Here is an 18,345-nt window from a genome sequence, read left to right on the forward strand (position 1 = left end):
CCCGGATGGCCGGTCAGCTGACCGTGGGAGGCGCCGGTCGTGGACGGGCAGCGCCGACGGTGGCTAGCCCAGACTGACCGTGCACCCCGGCTCCAGTCGGACCACCTGGTCACGACACGAGATCTCGATCGCGCGTTGATTTCCGGCGCCCGCACTGACCTGAACGCGGCGACCGCTGATGGTCAGCCACAACTGATGTCCGCGATAGACGATCGGGAATTCGAGCGCACCGAGCGTTCTCGGCCATTCCGGGCTGAAAACGAGGCGATCACCACGAGTTTCAAGTCCCGTGAAGCAGCGCTGAAGCAGGTCGATACTCCCCGCCATGGCTGCCAAGTGGATCCCCTCGGAGGTCGTACCTCCCTGGATGTCAGTGATGTCGGATGCAAGCACCCTGTCGAAGAACTCCATGCCCTTGTCGCGATTGGCGCGGGCCAGCACCCAGGAATGCACCACCGCGCTGAGTGTGGAACCGTGCGAGGTCCGGGCGATGTAGTAGTCGATGGTGCGCGGTATCGCCTCCGGTTCGAGCTGATATCCGAGTCGTTCGAACAGATCACGCAGTTCGTCGGCGGACAGCAGATAGAACAGCATCAACACGTCGGCCTGCTTCGATGCCCGGTACCGGTTGACGTCGTCCCCCTCCGCCTCGAGGGTGCGGTCGAGCCGTTGAATGTCGGTGTACCGCTCCCGGTAGCCGGCCCAGTTCAGTTCCGCCAGCGCCTCGTAGCCCTCGAACTGACTGATGACCCGATCGTGGAAGGGAACGAACATGCGGCGGCTCACGTCCGCCCACCGGGCCATCTCGCTCACGTCCAAGCTCAGGGAGTCGACGAGATCGGACCGGTCCGGGGCCGGAATCACATCGAGCGCCTCTCTCGCCGGGAGGATCACCCACACGGCCATGACGTTGGTATATGCGTTGTTGTCGACTCCCTCGTGCGGAGCCTCGGGGTAGCCGGAATGAAACTCGTCCGGTCCCATGACCCCGCGGATCGTGTAGCGCCCCCGGGCGCCTCGTAGGAGGCGAGGCCTGCGAAGAACGGGCGATCTCCACCAGCATCTCGGCGCCGAAATCACTGAGAGACTCGAGGTCCCCGGTGACCTGGTAGTAGTGCCACACGTTGTAGGCGATCGCGATGCCGATGTGGTGTTGGCGCCAACTCGGGTCTGGGAGCCAACGACCGGACCGCGGGTTGAGATGCAGTTGCTGGCTTTCCTCCCGGCCGTCGCTGCCCGACTGCCACGGGAACATCGCGCCGCGATATCCGGCCGCCCGCGCGGCCCGGCGGGCCTCCGGCAAACGACGGTACCGGTAGCGCAGCAACGACCGGGTCAAGATCGGCACCCGCAGATTCAGGCACCGGACTCTCGGTGTGTGCGGATGTGGTAGTCGCCACCTCCGTGTCAGTGCTGGCCGCCGGACCGGGAAGACGAACAACTCGTCCCAGAAGACGTGGCCCCGATACGCCTCACCGTGCAACCCCCGGGCGGGCACACCGACGTCGAGGTCGGCGGTGTTCGGCGACACCGTCTGCAGGAGTTGCATCTGATGGAGCCGGGCGATGCGCAGACCGTCCCGGTAGTCGCCGAGGGTGATCCCGATACGGTCCCACAGGTGCTCCCAGGCCAGCACGTGACCGTCCAGCACTTCCTCGAACCCGCCGATCGACGGCACCCAGCGGGCCGCTTCGTCGGCCGGCTCGGACAATGCGTGATCGCGCCCCGTGAACACCGTCACCATCTTCTCGAACGTCACGGATTCACCCTCGGTGAGGTCGACCGTGATGTCGTGGCCGATGCGGCCGTCGCGATTGTGCAGACGGTAGGTGCACTCACGGTGTCGGTCGCGGGGCAACAGCGTGGTTCGTGCCGCCATGGCCACCGGTATGCGCGATTGAGTGGTCTGCATCGCCAGCAGGACGGAGTCCGCCGACAGCGGGCCCGAATGGAGTAGTACGAGATGATCGGCGGCGAGATCCCGGTACCGCTCGACGAGGGTGTTGCGAACCGCACCATTTAACGCCGAACGCAATTCGACCGAGCCGGACCAGTTCTCGGCGATGATCGTCGTCTGCAGCGCGCACACGTGGGGGAGGTGCATGGCGACGAATCGCCGCTGGATGACCGACGTCGTTCGCCCGGTCTCGTCGCGGTACCGGAACTGGCGGGTGAGTACGGCGCGACGCAGATTGAGGTACTGGCGGTACTCGAGCAGGTCGACGGCGTCGACGTCGAACCACGGCCCGCCCTCGATACGAAAGGTCGTCGTCAGCCAGTTCGGCGCGTTCACCATGCTTTCGTTCACGATCTCCATCCCGGCCCGCTCGTCGCGCAAGCGGTTGTACACACCCGCGAGATACGTGCCCGGGTAGTGGACCGGGCCGGCGGTTGCTTCGGGTGCGCACCCGCGAGTGGCGAAGTAGCCGTTCCCCAGAGTGCAGACGGCCTCCCGTAGCTTCTCGGTCGGGGGTTCATAGCCGTCGAAGAACAGCATCCATGCATCGGCCGCAGACGCGGTCTCGGGGTCGCGGCCGAGACGATCCGCCAGCCGCTGCAGCAGTACGCGGACCTGAACTGGATCGGTCACGGCGAAGCGTGCCGCAGACCGTCGATCCCCGACCTCACTGCTGCGGACGACGATCCCCACCCCGTTCGCCGTCACGGCGTCGAATGCGTCCTCGTCGGTGAAGTCGTCGCCGACGTAGATCGGCAGTAGGGATCTCGCGTCGTGGATGTGCTCGAGGACCCAGTTCAGTGCGCGTCCCTTGTCCCAATCGACGTCGGGACGGAGTTCGACGACCTTGCGACCCCCGGTGACTCTGAGCCGGACCTCCCCGGACGTGGCGACATCGTGGACCGTGGCAACGACCTCGTCTATCCGATCGGCGGCAACGTTGCGATAGTGCACGGCGACGGTGTACTTCTTGGGCTCGATCAAYACGCCCGGCACGCCACGGAGGCGGTCGGTGAGGGCGCGGGTGGCGTGATGCAGCACCGGTACCGCGGCGAGAGCGTCGGGATTCTGGTAGTACTGCCCCTGCGGTCCGGCCAATTCGAACCCGTGGCTGCCCGCATACCAGATCTCCGCCATACCGACCCGTGTCTGCACGTCCGCGGGGTCGCGTCCGCTGATCACGGCCACCGGACACTTGCGTGTCAATCGGGCCAACTCGGCGGCCACACCGTCGACCAGGACGGCCTTCGCAGGATCGGACACGATATTCGCGAGGGTGCCGTCGAAGTCGAGAAACACTGCGGGCCTGCGGACACGGAGGACGGCGGGGAGTTCGTGCCGAGAGGTCAGAGCGTCCGGAATTTCGGATAGCCGGAGATCGCCTGCACGGAACGGGATCTCGGAGGGGTCGACGACGACGATATCTGCTCCGCATCTTCTCAAGTCGTCGGCGCGGTGGTCGTGACCGACCCCGATGACGAGTGCGAAGCCGCCACGCGTGGCCGCGGCAGCCGTTTCTCCGGAGGCCGTGACGACCACCGCACCGCCCGGGCGCGCCCCCAGCCGGTCGGCGGCGTCGACCGGTGAGGCGCCGTCGACCCGTACGGGAAACACGTCGGCGATTCTCGCGGCGTCGAGCACCGGTCGAACGTCGCGATCGGTCGAGAAGACCGCCGTCGCCACCCCGAGACTCTGCAACTGACGGACGAGTGCTCTCGTGGTGTCGGCCCGCGCGGACTCGGCCATCACGACGTCGAGGTCGAAGAGCACCGCATCGTGCCGTCGCAGATCGATCGCAGCGTGTGACATGGGCTCAGCCCCCGGGTGGTGGACGCATGTCAACTGCTTTCCGAACTGCCGCGACGTCGGTATGCCCAGATTACGTCGGAAGCACGATGATCAGGCGCGACCGGAAGTGACCTGCTGGGCGAGTGTCCGACCCCACTGCTCGGCGCGTGTCTCCTCACCTTCCTCGAGCCGCGATTCCTTGTCGACGAGGAAACTCTCGGATTCGGCGACGAGATCGAACCCGTGCCGGCGTAGCTTTCGGCCGATACCCTTCGATGCTCGTCCGGTCAGGAGGGCAGGGCCGTCGGCGCGAGTGTCGAACGCCACCGCCTTCCCGTGGGTCGGGGGGAGCCCGTCGAGCCATTCGCGGAGGCCCTCGCTTTCCGCGTCAGGTTCCAGTGCCACAGTGCTGTCGGGTTTGTGCGCTGTCACGGCGGCTCCGTGGCGGGTCGACTCGCGACTCATCCCGTGGACATGCGTCGGGCCGCCGACCATCACGAGATCGTAGCCGGACAAGTCTTCGTCACCGGCTCGGGCGACCGGGACTGCTGTGACGGTTCCCGTGGACTCGAGACCTCGGGCGATCGCCTCTGCGACGTGCCGGGTATTTCCGAACATCGATTCGTAGACCACGAGTGCTCGCATGTCGACTCCTTCTGCGGTTGGTGGGCTCGATCCCGGCGCTCGGTGCCCGAGCATGTTCTAGCCGACGGTTCTCGTCGATGGGTGTGCACCGGACATCACACGCGCCCACCAGTCCGCCAGTGGGCTCGGGTCGGGCCAGTCGATTCGGTCGTCTGGTGTCCGGCGCTGGTGAGCGCGTGTGTCTCGGTGTCGACTGATCTTCCGGTCGACGATGGTGCCGTGGGGATTCATGACGAACTCCGGGGTGTCGTGTCACTTCGGATTCAACCAACGATGTCGTCCACCGAGTAGGGTCAACCGTCACTTTCCGGACTGTGCCAGGCGGCCAAGCGTCGAGCCTGCCGCATTGCAGCCAGATGACCTACGCCCCTGGCCCCTCCGGCATGCCGCGTGTGCGATGTTTCGCAGCACGGGCAGGCACGATAGGGCGAAGGACACGGTCTCCCAGGGGCACCCCGAAGGGAGTGATGCGCGGGAAGGACTTCGCGATGCGGTGACGTTCCTCCGCGGGAACCTGAAACCAGAACTCCCGGATTCCGAGGGGTTCGGCGATCTCGGCGCGGACGAGGTCGGTGRACGACGAGCCGGTCGCCCGAGTGGTGAGTTCCGCGACCAGTGATCCGAACGTGACGGCGTGATAGCCCGGCATGACGGCTCAGCGACGATCCGGCGCCGCGGATGCGAGTGCGCCGACGACGCTGTCGTGATCGAACAGCGCCGAGGGTCCCGGTGCCAGTCCGCGCACGCGGCGCAGACCGGCCTGGTGCGTCAACAGCTCCCGCACCGTCACCAACTCCTTGCCGGCACTCGCGAACTCGGGCCAATACGTGGCGACGGGCGTCGTAGTCGATCAGTCCGCGGTCCACCAGCCCGGTGGAGCACCGTGCTCGCAACTCCCTTGCCCGTGGAGAAGGACACCGACACGGTGTCGGATTGCCAGCGGGTGTCGCGCGCGGCCCATCCCGACCAGATGTCGACCACGGGCTCACCGTGCAGGTACGCCACCGCCATCGCTTGTATACAACGCCGGATACGGCGCGCTGATTCCGCCGGAGCGAAACCACCGGAAACGGCCGAAAGACCCTGTGAACCACCCCTCGCACGGTTGGACACTGGTAGTACGGCGGGCCGACCCGGACACACACCGCCGAACAGACCGTAGGAGGCCGCCCCGTGATGTACGACGATGATTTCGGCGGTTGGGGGTATGCACTGATGTTCACCGGTATGGCGCTTTTCTGGGGGCTGCTGATCGTGGGGATCATCCTGCTGATCCGTTATGTGAGTCACCCGTTCCCGGCACCGCCCGGTGGGTCGCCGCCGCTTCGCAGTGCTGAGGCGGTCCTTGCCGAGCGGTTCGCGCGCGGCGAGATCGACGAGCAGGAATACCGGAGTCGCCTGACCATTCTGCGCGCCGGGACGACACCCTGACACGAGCGCACGGCGAAGGAGGTGACCGTGATGGATGCGATGCAGATGTTCCACATGTTCATGATGTGGCTGCACAGCACGGGTGTTCTGCCACCCATGCCCATGATGCCGATGTGACCCGTGGCCGCCGGGAACCCCAAGGGACCGGGCCCCGGCGGGACACACCGAAGACGACCGACCGCAGACCCAATCGACGAGCGAGTTGACCGACGTGAGCACGACGAATCAGCGCTACATGACCCAGACGGACTTCATGTCGTGGCGGATGGAGCAGGACCCGATCCTCCGGTCGACCATCGTGGCGGTCGCGCTGCTCGACCGCAGTCCGGATCAGAGCCGATTCGTCGACATGATGCGCAGGGCGGTCGACCTGGTTCCCCTCTTCCGGCGGACGGCGATCGAGGCTCCGATGGGCTTTGCGCCGCCGAGGTGGGCGGACGATCACGATTTCGATCTCAGCTGGCACCTGCGCCGCTACACCCTCCCCGAACCACGAACATGGGACGGGGTTCTCGACTTCGCCCGGACCGCCGAGATGACCGCCTTCGACAAGCGCCGTCCGCTGTGGGAGTTCACCGTTCTCGACGGACTCCACGACGGCAGGTCCGCCCTCGTGATGAAGGTGCATCACTCTCTCACCGACGGTGTCAGTGGAATGCAGATTGCCCGGGAGATCGTGGATTTCACCCGCGACGGCGGGCCGCGGCCGGACCGGACCGACCATCGGACGGCCGCGCCGAACGGTGAATCGCCCACTCCGCCGGGCCGCCTCTCCTGGTACCGGAACACGGCCGCCGACGTGGCCCGCCGGGCATCGAACGCGCTGGGCCGCAACAGTGTTCGACTGGTCCGGACTCCGAGGGCCACCTGGCGCGATGCAGCCGCACTAGCCGGCTCCACACTGCGCCTCACGCGTCCCGTGGTGTCCACGCTGTCCCCGGTGATGTCGAAACGCAGCACGCGGCGTCACTGTGCGGTGCTCGACGTGCCGGTGGAGGCGCTCGCTCAGGCGGCCGCGGCGGGTGCCGGTTCGATCAACGACGCGTTTCTGGCTGCTGTCCTGCTGGGAATGGCGAAGTACCACCGACTGCACGGCGCCGAGATCAGCGAACTGCGGATGACGCTGCCGATCAGCCTGCGTGCCGAGACGGACCAGGTGGGAGGCAACCGCATCACCCTGGCACGTTTTGCACTACCCACCGACATCGACGACCCCGCCGAGTTGATGCGCCGGGTGCACGCCACGGTGGATGCCTGGCGCCACGAGTCCGCGATTCCGCTGTCACCGACGATCGCCGGCGCCTTGAACCTGCTTCCGGCCTCGACACTCGGAAACATGCTCAAACACGTCGACTTCGTCGCCTCGAACGTCGTCGGATCGCCGGTGCCACTGTTCGTCGCCGGGTCGGAGATTCTGCACTACTACGCGTTCAGCCCCACACTCGGATCGGCGTTCAACGTCACCTTGATGTCCTACACCTCACGATGCTGTGTCGGGATCAACGCCGACGCCGATGCCGTCCCGGATCTCGCCGCCTTGACCGATTCGATAGCCGACGGGTTTCGCGCCGTCCTCGGGCTGTGCGCGAAGACAACCGATACGAGGGTGGTCGTGGCCTCGTGATCGCGGCACACCCCATACCCGAGAACCACATCGAGGGCGCGACACCGCGTCCACACCGAACGGAGGCCGATGAACATGAACGAGAAGAAGTGGTCCGTGGAGATCGTCATCGACGAACACGACGCCGACGAGGGCGGATCCAGGACCCGGGCACAGGCCCGGCTCCGAACCCGCGATACCCACACCCTCGTCGGGGTCGGGCTCGCCCGCCGGAATCCCGCGGACACCGAGATCCCCGAGATCGGGGACGAACTGGCCACGGCACGTGCGTTGGCCGACCTGGCCCACCAATTGATCGAGCTCACCGCGTCCGACGTAGAAGCGGCCACGCACAGCCGCGTTCACCTCACCGAGTGACCGGACCCGCCGGTAAGGCAAAGGAGTGAGCGCATGGATGGGCAATCGACCGTGCACACCGATGCGAGTGTTCTGAATCGCCGCGGCCTCGACCAACTGATCGAGGCCCTCCGCGCCCGCGGCTATTGCGTTGTCGGTCCCACCGTCGAGGACTCGGCCATCGYTCTCGCCGAACTCGAATCCGGCGCGCAGCTACCGTCCGGCTGGGGTGTGACAACCGGGCCCGGGACGTATCGGCTGCGTCGGCGGGACGACGCCGCGGTCTTCGGCCACTCGGCCGGCCCGCAGTCGTGGAAACGCTTCCTCCATCCGCCACGACAGCAGCAGTGGTCCGTCGACCGGGACGGTGCCTTCATCGCACCGGCACCCGACGAGCGGCCCTACGCATTCGTGGGGGTTCGAGGCTGTGATCTCGCGGCGATCGCGGTCCTGCGCCGGGTGCTGTGCCCGGACCCTGATTCCGACAGCACCACCGCCCGCAGGTTCCGGCACCTGTTCATCGTGGCCGCCCACTGYACCGAACCCGGAGGTGTGTGTTTCTGTGCCTCGATGGGGACCGGACCGGCGGCCGGCCCCGGATACGACCTGGCACTGACCGAGCGCATCGACGACAACGGTCACCGCTTCGTCGTCGAGGCCGGCACCGAATCCGGTGCCGCCGTCCTCGCCGAGGTCGACCACCACACCGCCGCGACCGCAGAGGTCGACGAGGCCCGGAACGCCGTGAGCACCGCAGCCGGCCGGATGGGACGGGCAATGCCCGAGGTGGATCTTCGTGCACTGCTCCGCGACGCGCGCGGAGCCGACGTCTGGGAGGACGTTGCCAGCCGGTGCCTGACCTGCGGAAACTGTGCGATGGTATGCCCTACTTGTTTCTGCACCACCAGTGAGGACGTCACCGATCTGACCGGCGAGCACGCCGAGCGCTGGCAGCATTGGTCGTCGTGTTTCGAACCCGATTTCAGCCACGTCCACGGCGGGAACATCCGGACGTCAGGGGAGAGCCGGTACCGGCAGTGGATGTCCCACAAACTCGGCACGTGGTTCGACCAGTTCGGCAGCTCCGGGTGCGTGGGATGCGGACGGTGCATCGACTGGTGCCCAGTCGGTATCGACATCACCGAAGAGGCCGCACGGCTCGTCCAGCTCATGCCGGCGTATCGGCCGGAGGACGACCGGGAGCAACGGTGAACGCCGACGAAGCGCCGCTGCCCCCCTGCCCCCTGCCCTCGGCCACAGGCACCGGCTGCGGCTCGCAGAACTCAGCACCCCGGTTCGATTCGCCGCGGGGGAATTCGTCTTCCGCGAGAACGAACCGGCGACCCGGTGCTGGCTGCTCGGCACCGGAAGTGTCGTCCTGACCACGCTGGTACCCGGCCGCGGCACCGTCGCACTCGAAACCTGCACCGAGTGCAAGCGGCGCGGACTGACGTGTGTGATGGTCGCCGACGGAACACCGTGCCTCGGCCCGGTGACCCACTCCGGGTGCGGCGCGCTGTGTCCGTCGGTCGCCCGCGGGTGCTACGGCTGCTTCGGTCCCACCACCGACCCGAATCTCGCCGCGATGAGCGGGTGGCTGCGCACGTGCGGGATGAACGAGGACGCCATAGGCCGCATCTTCGCCACGTTCAACGTGGCGGCGTACGGATCGGAAGGGCACGACCGTGGCGCCCCGGAATAGGGAACTGACCGTGCGCGCCCTCGCCCGGGTCGAGGGTGAGGGCCGGGTCGACGTGACCGTGCGCGAGGGGAGAGCCGAACGCGTCGAACTCAACATCTACGAGCCGCCCCGTTTCTTCGAGTCCTTTCTCCGTGGCCGACACTTCCTCGAACCCCCGGACATCACCTCGCGTATCTGCGGTATCTGCCCGGTCGCCTACCAGGTGAGCGCATGCAATGCCATCGAGCAGGCATGCGAACTCGAACTCGACGACGCGGTGAGGGATCTGCGGCGACTCTGTACTGCGGCGAGTGGATTGCCAGTCACGTGCTGCACATCTACTTCCTGCACGCACCCGACTTTCTGGGGCTCCCGGATTCGATTGCCCTCGCCCGGCGCGATCGGGAGGCCGTCGAGCGGGGCCTGTCGTTGAAGAAGGCTGGAAACGCGATCCTCGATGTGATCGGTGGCAGACCGATCCACCCGGTCAACGTCCGAATCGGCGGGTTCCACCGGATGCCGACCACAGCCGAACTGATTCCCCTGTCCGACGAACTGTGCACGGCACTCGATCACGCCGTGGCAACCGTCCGATGGGTGTCGTCCTTCGACTTCCCCGACGTCGAACTCGACCACGACCTCCTCGCACTTCACGACGACTCCAGCTACGCGATCGACGACGGCGAGATCTGGTCGTCGACCGGATTACGTTGCACCGCTGACGAATTCCCGAAGCACGCGGTCGAGCGTCAGGTCCCGCACTCGACCGCGCTCCACGCCGAGCTCGACGGCTGCCGGTACCTCACCGGACCACTGGCTCGATACTCACTCAAGTCGTCGCAGCTTGCCGGAGTGTCGGCGCAGACCGCCGCCGATGCCGGGCTGGGCGCGCAGTGCCGGAACCCGTACCGCAGCATCGTCGTCCGCGCCGTCGAGGTCGTCTACGCCGTCGAGGAAGCGTTGCGGATCATCGACCGCTACGAGCGGCCTGCGGAGCCCTTCACCGCCGGGCCACCGATACGCACGGTCGGGCACGGGGTCAGCGAGGCACCCCGTGGACTGCTGTATCACCGATACGAGTTCGATCCCACCGGATCGATCCGCGCCGCCATCATCATTCCTCCGACCTCGCAGAATCAGGCTGCCATCGAACACGATCTACGGCGCGCGGTGGACGGAAATCTCATACTGGCCGATGACGATCTGACAACGCTGTGCGAACGAACCATCCGCAACTACGATCCGTGCATCTCCTGCGCCACCCACTTTCTGACCCTCACGCTCGACCGCAGATGACCGTCGTGGTGATCGGGCTGGGGAACGATCTCCGCCGCGACGACGGGATCGGCCCGATCGTTGCGCGGCAGGTCGCGGACCACGTCGCCCCGGACGTGTGCGTGTCGGTATCCGATGGGGACCCGGGCACTCTGCTCGAAGCGTGGACCGGTGCGCAGCTGGCCGTCATCGTGGACGCCGTCGTATGCGACCCGCCGCGACCCGGCGCCGTGTATCGGCTCACTCCGGACGAGCTCGGCGACGTTCGGGCGGGGACGTTCAGCACGCACGGAATCCCGCTCGACCACACCATTCAGCTCGGCGCCGTACTCAATCGGCTGCACCGCAGAATGATCGTCCTGGCTGTGGAGGTCGCTGATCTGGGCGGTGGCCGCGGGCTTTCACCCGCGGTGGGCCGAGCTGTCGACACGGCGGTGTCGGCGGTCCTGTCGGTGCTCGCGTACGCGGAAAGGTCGTGACCGTGTACACGCGTTTCCGGAGCGTCAACGAGCGGAGTGGCGGCGGCCGATCGAGAACACCGACTCGACAGGGCGTCGCGGAGTCTGCCGTGGCGGAGACTTCTTCTCAGTCGTGCCTACCCGAATCAGGGCCTGCGGGAAGCCGCGGTCGGGAAGCAGTTCGCGGATCATCTCCCGGCTCTGCCGTAGTTCGGTCGTGTGCGTCAGCGGGCAGGTCGCGAGACCGCCGACGGTAGCCTCCAGCAGCACCGCGGACAGGGCCTCACCAGCCCTGAGCCACGCATCGCGGCTGTCGGTGTCGGTGCTCAGCACGAGAACCGTCGAGCGGTCGATCTCCGCGGTCGCGTTGTTGTCGCGGCCTGCGGGAAAGCGGCGCCCGATGTCGACGCGGTCACGGTTCTCCGCGGTCGCGAGCGAATCTGCGGGTATTCCACCCTGAGGAATCGAATGACCGGCCCACCAGTGGAGCTCGGCCTGGTACGCGGAATCGTATTTCCGTGCCGCCGCAGTCAACTCCGTCGCCTTCGCAAGGGTCGGACGAGCATCCTGTCCCAGCCGTGTCAGGTGGACGTCCATGCCCCGCGCCATGTCGGTCAATGCCGTGGGCAGCGGGGTCTTCACGCTGATCGGGCCGAATGGCCTGCGGTCGGAATACCGGTGCCGGATCGCCGCGAGCAGATCGAAGTCGTGCGACTGAGGCCGGGCGTCGTGGCGGAACCGAATCGTCGCCAGGTGCCCCGAGTGCGGACCCTCCGGCACGCGCCGGATGTCGACGGACCATTTGAGCCCTGTCAATGCCGTCTGGAGATGATTCAGCGCCGCACCACAACTGACGACCAACTGTCGGCCCGACGGGTCCGTCGAGGCCAGAAGCCGCCCACGTTCGGTGTAGAGGTCGAGCTGGCCGTCGGCATACGTCCACTGCCACGGTTGACTGTTGTGTACCGACGGTGCCCGGCAGGCGAGGTCCACGGCAATGCGAACGACGTTCTCGTCGGGAATGGTGCTGTCCACGATCGCCTCCTGGTRAATCGCACTCCGCCCTGACCTGGGTCGGACAGTCGGTGCGTCCACCTCAGTGTTCGCCTATCCGTGGCCCGAGGTTAGGGCCGATGGTCACTGGCGGAGACCTGTCGACGATTCGGGCCGGAAGACCCTACTGACGGGGATGTGCCCGCTGCAAACCTGGGAAGACGTCCGGCGCTATCGCCATCCGCATGGTGTGCACGCGGTGATTCGACCGTGACCGACGCGGGGACACCTTCTCTCGCCCCGGTTGTCGTCGGAGTCGACGACTCGGCGGCAGCGAGAGCCGCTGCACACTGGGCCGCCGCGGTTGCGGAGAGGCAGGGAACAACGCTGCACCTGGTTCACGTGCTTCCCCCACACCCGGTCTTCTACACAGAACCGCGGCCCCTGCCGTCGGAAGACGAGGACCACATCGCAGGGGAAACGTTCCTGGCCGATGCGGTGCGCAGCATCAGAGCCGACTGGRGTGCCCTCGCCGTGGAGTGTTTCCTACCGGTCGGATCGACGGCGGCCGGCGCCCTGWTGCCGTTGGCGGACTCGGCGTCCATGGTGGTGATCGGGTCGACGGCACGAGGCCCGGTGGAAGGATATTTGAGTGCGACGGCGTTGCGACTCGCCCATCACTCCCGGTGCCGGGTCGTGGTGCGGCCCGAAACCGAGAACGCACCGGATGAGGTCGCGGCCCGTCAACGGGAGCGTTGCGGTTCTGGCGGAAAGTCTCGCGGGACTGGCCGAACGATACCCCGACGTCGCCGTGCGAGAGATTGTCGAGTCCGGTGGAGTTGGCGAAGTATTGCTCCGCTGGTGTGTGGACGCGCAGCTTCTCGTCGTCGGAAGCCACGGGCACGGCGCGCTCGGCCGTGCGGTCCTCGGGTCGACGAGTCGGGACATGCTGCACCGGGCTCGGTGTCCGGTCATGATCAGCAAGGTTCACTGTGACACCGGCACGGTCCCTGATCAGGTCGTGGAGTTCGGCGACCGCTACACCGCAAATGTGCCGGTCAGATGGTGCAACCTTCCTCGGCGGCGTCGATGACCAACGGCCCTAGAGTCACCGAGCTGCGAGCACAACACTCGAAGCCAGGACAAGCAGGAGACACACGATGAGCAGCGGAGCACCCACCACATTCACGGACGCACTGTGAACACGCGAGAACTGCCCGTGGTACCGGACCGACGTACGGTCGAGTCAGCTGTGGCGCTGGCGTGTCGCGCGCCGTCGCTGCACAACAGCCAACCGTGGCGTTGGGTGATGGGCACTGCCCTGCGGTTGTACAGCGATCCCGACCGGCTGCTACCCGCCACCGATGGCTTCGGCCGTCAGATGGTGATTTCCTGCGGGGCGGCCTTGAATCACCTCGACTACGCCTTCGCGGCGAATCGGTGGCGTCCTGTGATCGAACGGCTGCCGCGTTCCTCCGACCGGCAACTTCTGTCGACGATCGGCTTCGTCCCGGCTCCGACACCGACAGATTTCGTCGCCCGAATGGCGGCGGCGATCGAACGAAGGCGAACCGAACGACTGCCACTGGACGCACCGCCCGCGTGGACGGAGACACTCGAGCAGCTGGTGCGAATCACGGCGGGAACAGGCGTCGAACTCGAAGACCTCGGCGAGCGAAGCCGTCCCGCACTCGAGGAAGCATCACGCCGGATGACCGGTTTACGGCACGACGACCCCACCTACCAAGCCGAACTGCGGTGGTGGTCGGGGCGCGGACTGTTCCCCGACGGTGTGCCGGAACAGGCGCGCCCGTCCGACTCGCAGCAGCACTCGGTGCACCTCTCACGAGAGTTTCCGCCCGGCCGCGCGAGCACACCCGACGGCAGCTCGTCGGAAGACCGCGCCGCGATCCTCCTGCTCTCCACATCCACGGATTCGAGACTTGATTGGCTACGGAGCGGCGAAGCACTCTCCGCCGTTCTGCTCGCCTGCACGGACCGCGGACTCGCCACCTGCCCCGTCACCCATCTGACCGAACGCGCCGCGACACGGACAATGCTGCGGGAGCTGTCTTCCGGGGACGGGATGCCGCAGGTTCTGATCAGGGTGGGAGCGGGCACCGGGGTGGGGGAACCGTCGCCCACACCCAGACGCCCCTTATCGGAAGTCCTGGTTCGAGAACGGCCGGCGCCGGGAAACCTGTCCGGTGAGTAGGGGAGGGCTGCCACCCCTGGCAACACGACGAGTGTCAACCCAACGATGCGACGCAGATCGATGACCCGATGGTGTGAACGGTTCCCCGACGTCCCGGTGCGACAGACCCTCGTTCGAGACCGACCCGTTCGCCACCTCCTCGAAATGGCCGACGAAGCCCAGATGATCGTCATCGGCAGCCGCGGGCGGGGCGGCTTCCCCGGTATGACGCTCGGCTCGACCAGCGCAGCATTGGTGCACATCACGCCGTGTCCACTCCTGATCGCCGCACCGATCCGACCAGGGCGATGACCTTGGGCCCTACATCCGTACCTGTTCCAGAGTGACACTCGAAGGAGCAATCGCAGGAGGTCGTCATGATCGGGGAACCGACACTGGTAGCGCGGATGTGGCGATTGGGGCCGTGGAGCGGGAACCGATTGATGCGGGGAAGCTGTCGCCTCGAATCCTCGGTCTTTCTCCTCGTCGTCGCCCTGGTGCTGATCTTGGTTCCCCTCGCCGCAGCCTTCGGAACCGCGACTCACACACGCCTCGACGACCAATCCCGCGCCGACCGCGAAAACCGGCATCAGATCGCGGCAGTGCTCCTCGAGGACGCAACTGTGAACCTCGCGGATACCACCCCGGCAACGGGTGCCACCGGGCAGGCACCCGCCCGGTGGGCAGTGGATGGGACCACACACACCGGTCAGGTACAGACCGCGCCGGAAGCGAAAGCGGGACACACGATCAGCATCTGGATCGACCCGGCCGGCAAGATCGTGGCCGCACCGAAGACAGGCACCGAGAACGCGTTCGAGGCCGTGGGCGCCGCACTCGCGTTGTGGACCATGGGTGCGACGATCTGTCTCACGATGATGATCGGAATTCGCTGGGCAGGAACGAGATACCGGATGTCGCAGTGGGACCGCGAGTGGAGGAACCTCGGAAAGGCGCCAGGGTGGCCGGTCAGCTGACGCCCGTTCGTGTCGAACGCAGGAAGACGATGACGATTTCCGAAGGGTGAGGCCAGAGCCAGTGGACGACAACTTGAGCTTCCTGGACGCGGGTTTCCTCGAGACGGAGGACTCCGACCCGCACGCGAGCCTGACGATCGGGGCCCTCGCCATCATGGAGGGTCCGGTTCCCGGGCAAAACGAATTTCGGGACACGGTCGCCGCACGTTTCGCGACGCTCCCGCACGCCCGAGACAGGGTTCACACGGTCCCACTCGACTTCAGCGCACCCTCCTGGTCACCGGATCCGCATTTCGACCTCGGCCATCATCTGCGGAGGGTCGCCGTCCCGGAACCAGGGGAGGAGGAGTCCCTGTTCGGTTTCGTCGCCCGGGTCATGGCGCACCGACTCGACCGTGACCGCCCCCTGTGGGAATGCTGGGTCGTCGAAGGCCTCACCGACGACCGCTGGGCCATACTGACCAAGATTCATCACTGCATGGCGGACGGGATCACCGGAACCAAACTGTTCGAGGCCATGTGCGACGAAGTCGTGGCCGAAACGTCGAGGACCGCAGAGCCCGACACCGACGCCGAGCCGGTACCGACCGTCGGTACACGCCTCGAGAGCGTCGAGAGCCTGGTCCGCTCGACGATCGAGTTCCTGTCCCCGGTGCGGCAACTCCGGCTCGTCTCGGCGGCACTGGCAATTCCACGTCGGCTGACGGCCGCCGGTATCGGCGTCGCTACCGGCCTGACCCACCTGCTGTCCGAGATGCTGACCTCGTCTACGAACACTTCGCTGATCGGACCGATCGGTCGCCAGCGCCGCTACTGCGCCGCCCGAGTCAGAATGCATGACGTTCGCGAAATCTGCGCCACGTACCGGGTCACCGTGAACGACGTCGCACTCGCCGCGATCACCACCGGACTACGACAGCTGCTCCTGAAACGGGGCGAGCGCCCCGAACCGCACACGGTCCGCACGCTCGTTCCCGTGTCCGTCCGCTCCGCAACCGAGGAACATGCGATCCACAATCAGGTCTCGCTCATGCTGCCTTTTCTGCCAGTCGACATCGAAGACCCGGTCGAACAGTTGGTTGCCGTCCACGAACGGCTCACGACGCACAAGGCGAGCAAGGAAGCGGAAGGGGGCAAGGCGTTCACCGCGGTGGCCCAGTACGGGCCGTTCATGCCCATGGCCTGGGCCGTTCGACTCGCCACCCGGTTTCCTCAGCACAGTGTCGTCGCCGTCGCAACCAACGTCCCCGGCCCCAAGGCCACACGACACGTGATGGGCCGCACGATCCTGGAGATCTTTCCGTACGTGCCGATCGCGCTGCGGCTGCGGATCGGGATCGCGATCCTCAGCTACAGTGACCATCTCGCCTTCGGTCTCACCGGGGACTACGACACCACACCGGACCTCACCGACCTCTCCGACTCCATAGAACGTGGTGTCCTGACCCTCCTCGCCTCGTCGCGCGCGGCTGACGCAGCCTCCGAATGACGGCCGACGACCGTCGCGAGCAACTCGGCTCGGGCGACCTGATCACGCTCGTCTCGGACGTCGGACCGGTACCCATGAACGTCGGCGCTTTACTTTTCGTTGCCGGTGAAAGTGACGTGGATGCGGCGACAGTCGAGGCCACGTTCACACGACGGCTCACCAGCATTCGGCGCCTGCAACAGCGCCTGGCCAGGCCACGGCGGGGCCTGGGACGGCCGTACTGGGTCGACGACTCCGATTTCGACGTCCGCGCCCATGTGGCCCGAGTCCGGTGCCCGAGCCCGGGGGACCGTGACGCTGCGCTGGCGATCGCGGTGGACGCGGTGACCCGGCCGCTGCCCCGGTCACAACCATTGTGGCGGGCGGTCGTCGTCACCGGTCTCATCGACGATCACACCGGTCTGGTACTGGTGCTGCATCACGTCGTGGCCGACGGGATCGGTGGCCTCGCCGTGCTCGCACGCCTGGTCGACGGCGCGGACCCGGCTGGGCCGGCCGACGATACCGCGGCACCGCCTCGGGGCCGGTTCGTCGACCGCGTTTCCGAACGGTTCCGCACGCTGCGCCGACTTCCGCACAGGGTTGCTCGTATACGAGGCGGCTGGGCCGAACTCGGTCGTGGTCGCGGCGGGTGGGCACCGCGGTGTTCCCTGAACGCTGCCACCGGCCCCCGTCGCAGGGTAGTGACCGTCGACGTCGGTCTCGACGGTGTCCGGGCAGCGGGGCGGAGGTCGGGTGCCACCGTCAACGATGTTCTGTTGGTCTCCGTCACTGGGGCATTGGCCGAACTCCTACGTGAGCGGAAGGAGTTTCCCCAGGAGCTGGTGGTGTCGGTCCCCGTCTCGGCCCGGAGTGCGACAACCAGTGGGCACCTGGGGAACCAGGTCGGCGTGATGCCCGTCCGCGTACCGCTGGAAGGAAGCTTCGAGGAACGGCTCGCCGCTGTTTCGCGCGTCACCCGCGCCCGGAAGATGCGGACCCGAGGCACATCCTCGACGCTGATCGGACCACTTTTCCGGATTCTGGCCGCCGTGCGGTTGTTTCGGTGGTTCGTCGACCGTCAGCGACTCGTCAACTCGTTCCTGACGAACCTCCCGGGTCCCCCTGGGCAACTCGTCATCGCCGGTGCACCGATCACAGGCATCACCCCGATTACCGTCACCGCGGGGAACGTCGGTGTCGCGTTCGCGGCACTATCCTATGCGGGCACGCTGACAGTAACGATCATCGTCGACCCCGACGTCGTACCCGAGGTCCGCGAGCTCGCCGCGGCTCTGCATGAACAATTCCGGGCCGCCATCGAGTGACGAGCTGGGCCGCGACTCGGAGAGACTCGGCCTCGTCACGGATCAGGCGCAGTACCGGCCCGCCCATCGCCTTGACGAACGGGCCCACCACCGTCCAATACCCGCGGAAGCTCCGCCGTGCCTTGTCGTCCRTGCCGTGTACGCGCACCTCGGTGACCAGGACAGACGTGTGGGCGTCGTACGTGAGAAC

General features: G+C 66.6%; 12 protein-coding genes and 6 pseudogenes. 14 read left to right on the forward strand and 4 right to left on the reverse strand.

The window, feature by feature from the left end; genetic code table 11:
- Nucleotides 1-63: 63 nt before the first annotated feature.
- From otsB to AC1D1G_RS27645, 3 genes and pseudogenes are all read right to left on the reverse strand, one after another.
- Nucleotides 64-3,766 (reverse strand): annotated as a pseudogene (otsB, locus tag AC1D1G_RS27635) (trehalose-phosphatase).
- 90 nt (nucleotides 3,767-3,856) lie between these two features.
- Nucleotides 3,857-4,390 (reverse strand): flavodoxin family protein, encoded by a 534-nt coding sequence (locus tag AC1D1G_RS27640; RefSeq protein WP_280783212.1) that lies wholly within the window; start codon nucleotides 4,388-4,390, stop codon nucleotides 3,857-3,859.
- A 372-nt stretch (nucleotides 4,391-4,762) separates the two neighbouring features.
- Nucleotides 4,763-5,392, reverse strand: a pseudogene (locus tag AC1D1G_RS27645) (serine hydrolase domain-containing protein); the annotation flags it as partial.
- Nucleotides 5,393-5,566: 174 nt separating this feature from the next.
- On the opposite strand from AC1D1G_RS27645, the gene AC1D1G_RS27650 reads away from it, so the two are divergent.
- From AC1D1G_RS27650 to AC1D1G_RS27680, 7 genes and pseudogenes are all read left to right on the forward strand, one after another.
- Nucleotides 5,567-5,821 carry an SHOCT domain-containing protein gene (locus AC1D1G_RS27650; RefSeq protein ID WP_164063258.1) on the forward strand — a complete coding sequence of 85 codons (255 nt, stop codon included), beginning with the start codon at nucleotides 5,567-5,569 and terminating at the stop codon, nucleotides 5,819-5,821.
- A gap of 202 nt (nucleotides 5,822-6,023) precedes the next feature.
- A complete protein-coding gene (locus AC1D1G_RS27655; protein ID WP_283332422.1) occupies nucleotides 6,024-7,445 on the forward strand; it encodes a wax ester/triacylglycerol synthase domain-containing protein in 1,422 nt (473 codons plus the stop codon).
- 69 nt (nucleotides 7,446-7,514) lie between these two features.
- The gene (locus tag AC1D1G_RS27660) at nucleotides 7,515-7,802 is read left to right on the forward strand and encodes a DUF1876 domain-containing protein (protein WP_280783214.1); all 288 of its coding nucleotides are present in this window, start codon (nucleotides 7,515-7,517) and stop codon (nucleotides 7,800-7,802) included.
- 33 nt (nucleotides 7,803-7,835) lie between these two features.
- The gene (locus AC1D1G_RS27665) at nucleotides 7,836-8,993 is read left to right on the forward strand and encodes a 4Fe-4S dicluster domain-containing protein (RefSeq protein ID WP_477954505.1); all 1,158 of its coding nucleotides are present in this window, start codon (nucleotides 7,836-7,838) and stop codon (nucleotides 8,991-8,993) included.
- Between the two features lie 208 nt (nucleotides 8,994-9,201).
- Nucleotides 9,202-9,483 (forward strand): annotated as a pseudogene (locus AC1D1G_RS27670) (NADH-quinone oxidoreductase subunit B family protein); the annotation flags it as partial.
- Nucleotides 9,467-10,758, forward strand: a pseudogene (locus AC1D1G_RS27675) (Ni/Fe hydrogenase subunit alpha). The pseudogenes AC1D1G_RS27670 and AC1D1G_RS27675, both read left to right, overlap by 17 nt.
- Entirely contained in the window at nucleotides 10,755-11,216 is a 462-nt protein-coding gene (locus AC1D1G_RS27680; protein ID WP_477954506.1) for a hydrogenase maturation protease, read from the forward strand. Before AC1D1G_RS27675 ends, AC1D1G_RS27680 begins: the two are co-directional and overlap by 4 nt.
- 24 nt (nucleotides 11,217-11,240) lie before the next feature.
- Here the strand turns inward: AC1D1G_RS27680 and AC1D1G_RS27685 are convergent, their stop codons facing one another.
- Nucleotides 11,241-12,230, reverse strand: a complete 990-nt coding sequence (locus AC1D1G_RS27685; protein ID WP_477954507.1) for an Acg family FMN-binding oxidoreductase — start codon at nucleotides 12,228-12,230, stop codon at nucleotides 11,241-11,243.
- 228 nt (nucleotides 12,231-12,458) lie between these two features.
- On the opposite strand from AC1D1G_RS27685, the pseudogene AC1D1G_RS27690 reads away from it, so the two are divergent.
- From AC1D1G_RS27690 to AC1D1G_RS27720, 7 genes and pseudogenes are all read left to right on the forward strand, one after another.
- A pseudogene (locus tag AC1D1G_RS27690) lies at nucleotides 12,459-12,623 on the forward strand (universal stress protein); the annotation flags it as partial.
- A 292-nt stretch (nucleotides 12,624-12,915) separates the two neighbouring features.
- On the forward strand, nucleotides 12,916-13,281 hold the full coding sequence (locus AC1D1G_RS27695) for a universal stress protein (protein ID WP_477954509.1): 366 nt from the start codon (nucleotides 12,916-12,918) through the stop codon (nucleotides 13,279-13,281).
- 105 nt (nucleotides 13,282-13,386) lie between these two features.
- Nucleotides 13,387-14,403, forward strand: coding sequence for an Acg family FMN-binding oxidoreductase (locus AC1D1G_RS27700; protein WP_477954511.1), 1,017 nt, complete (start codon nucleotides 13,387-13,389; stop codon nucleotides 14,401-14,403).
- 66 nt (nucleotides 14,404-14,469) lie between these two features.
- A pseudogene (locus AC1D1G_RS27705) lies at nucleotides 14,470-14,694 on the forward strand (universal stress protein); the annotation flags it as partial.
- A 65-nt stretch (nucleotides 14,695-14,759) separates the two neighbouring features.
- Entirely contained in the window at nucleotides 14,760-15,359 is a 600-nt protein-coding gene (locus AC1D1G_RS27710; protein ID WP_477954512.1) for an Rv1733c family protein, read from the forward strand.
- Between the two features lie 61 nt (nucleotides 15,360-15,420).
- Nucleotides 15,421-16,848 (forward strand): wax ester/triacylglycerol synthase family O-acyltransferase, encoded by a 1,428-nt coding sequence (locus AC1D1G_RS27715; protein WP_477954513.1) that lies wholly within the window; start codon nucleotides 15,421-15,423, stop codon nucleotides 16,846-16,848.
- Entirely contained in the window at nucleotides 16,845-18,155 is a 1,311-nt protein-coding gene (locus tag AC1D1G_RS27720; RefSeq protein WP_477954515.1) for a wax ester/triacylglycerol synthase domain-containing protein, read from the forward strand. Before AC1D1G_RS27715 ends, AC1D1G_RS27720 begins: the two co-directional genes overlap by 4 nt.
- Nucleotides 18,156-18,345 lie beyond the last annotated feature (190 nt).

The sequence above is a fragment of the Rhodococcus sp. P3_B8 genome, assembly GCF_056402775.1.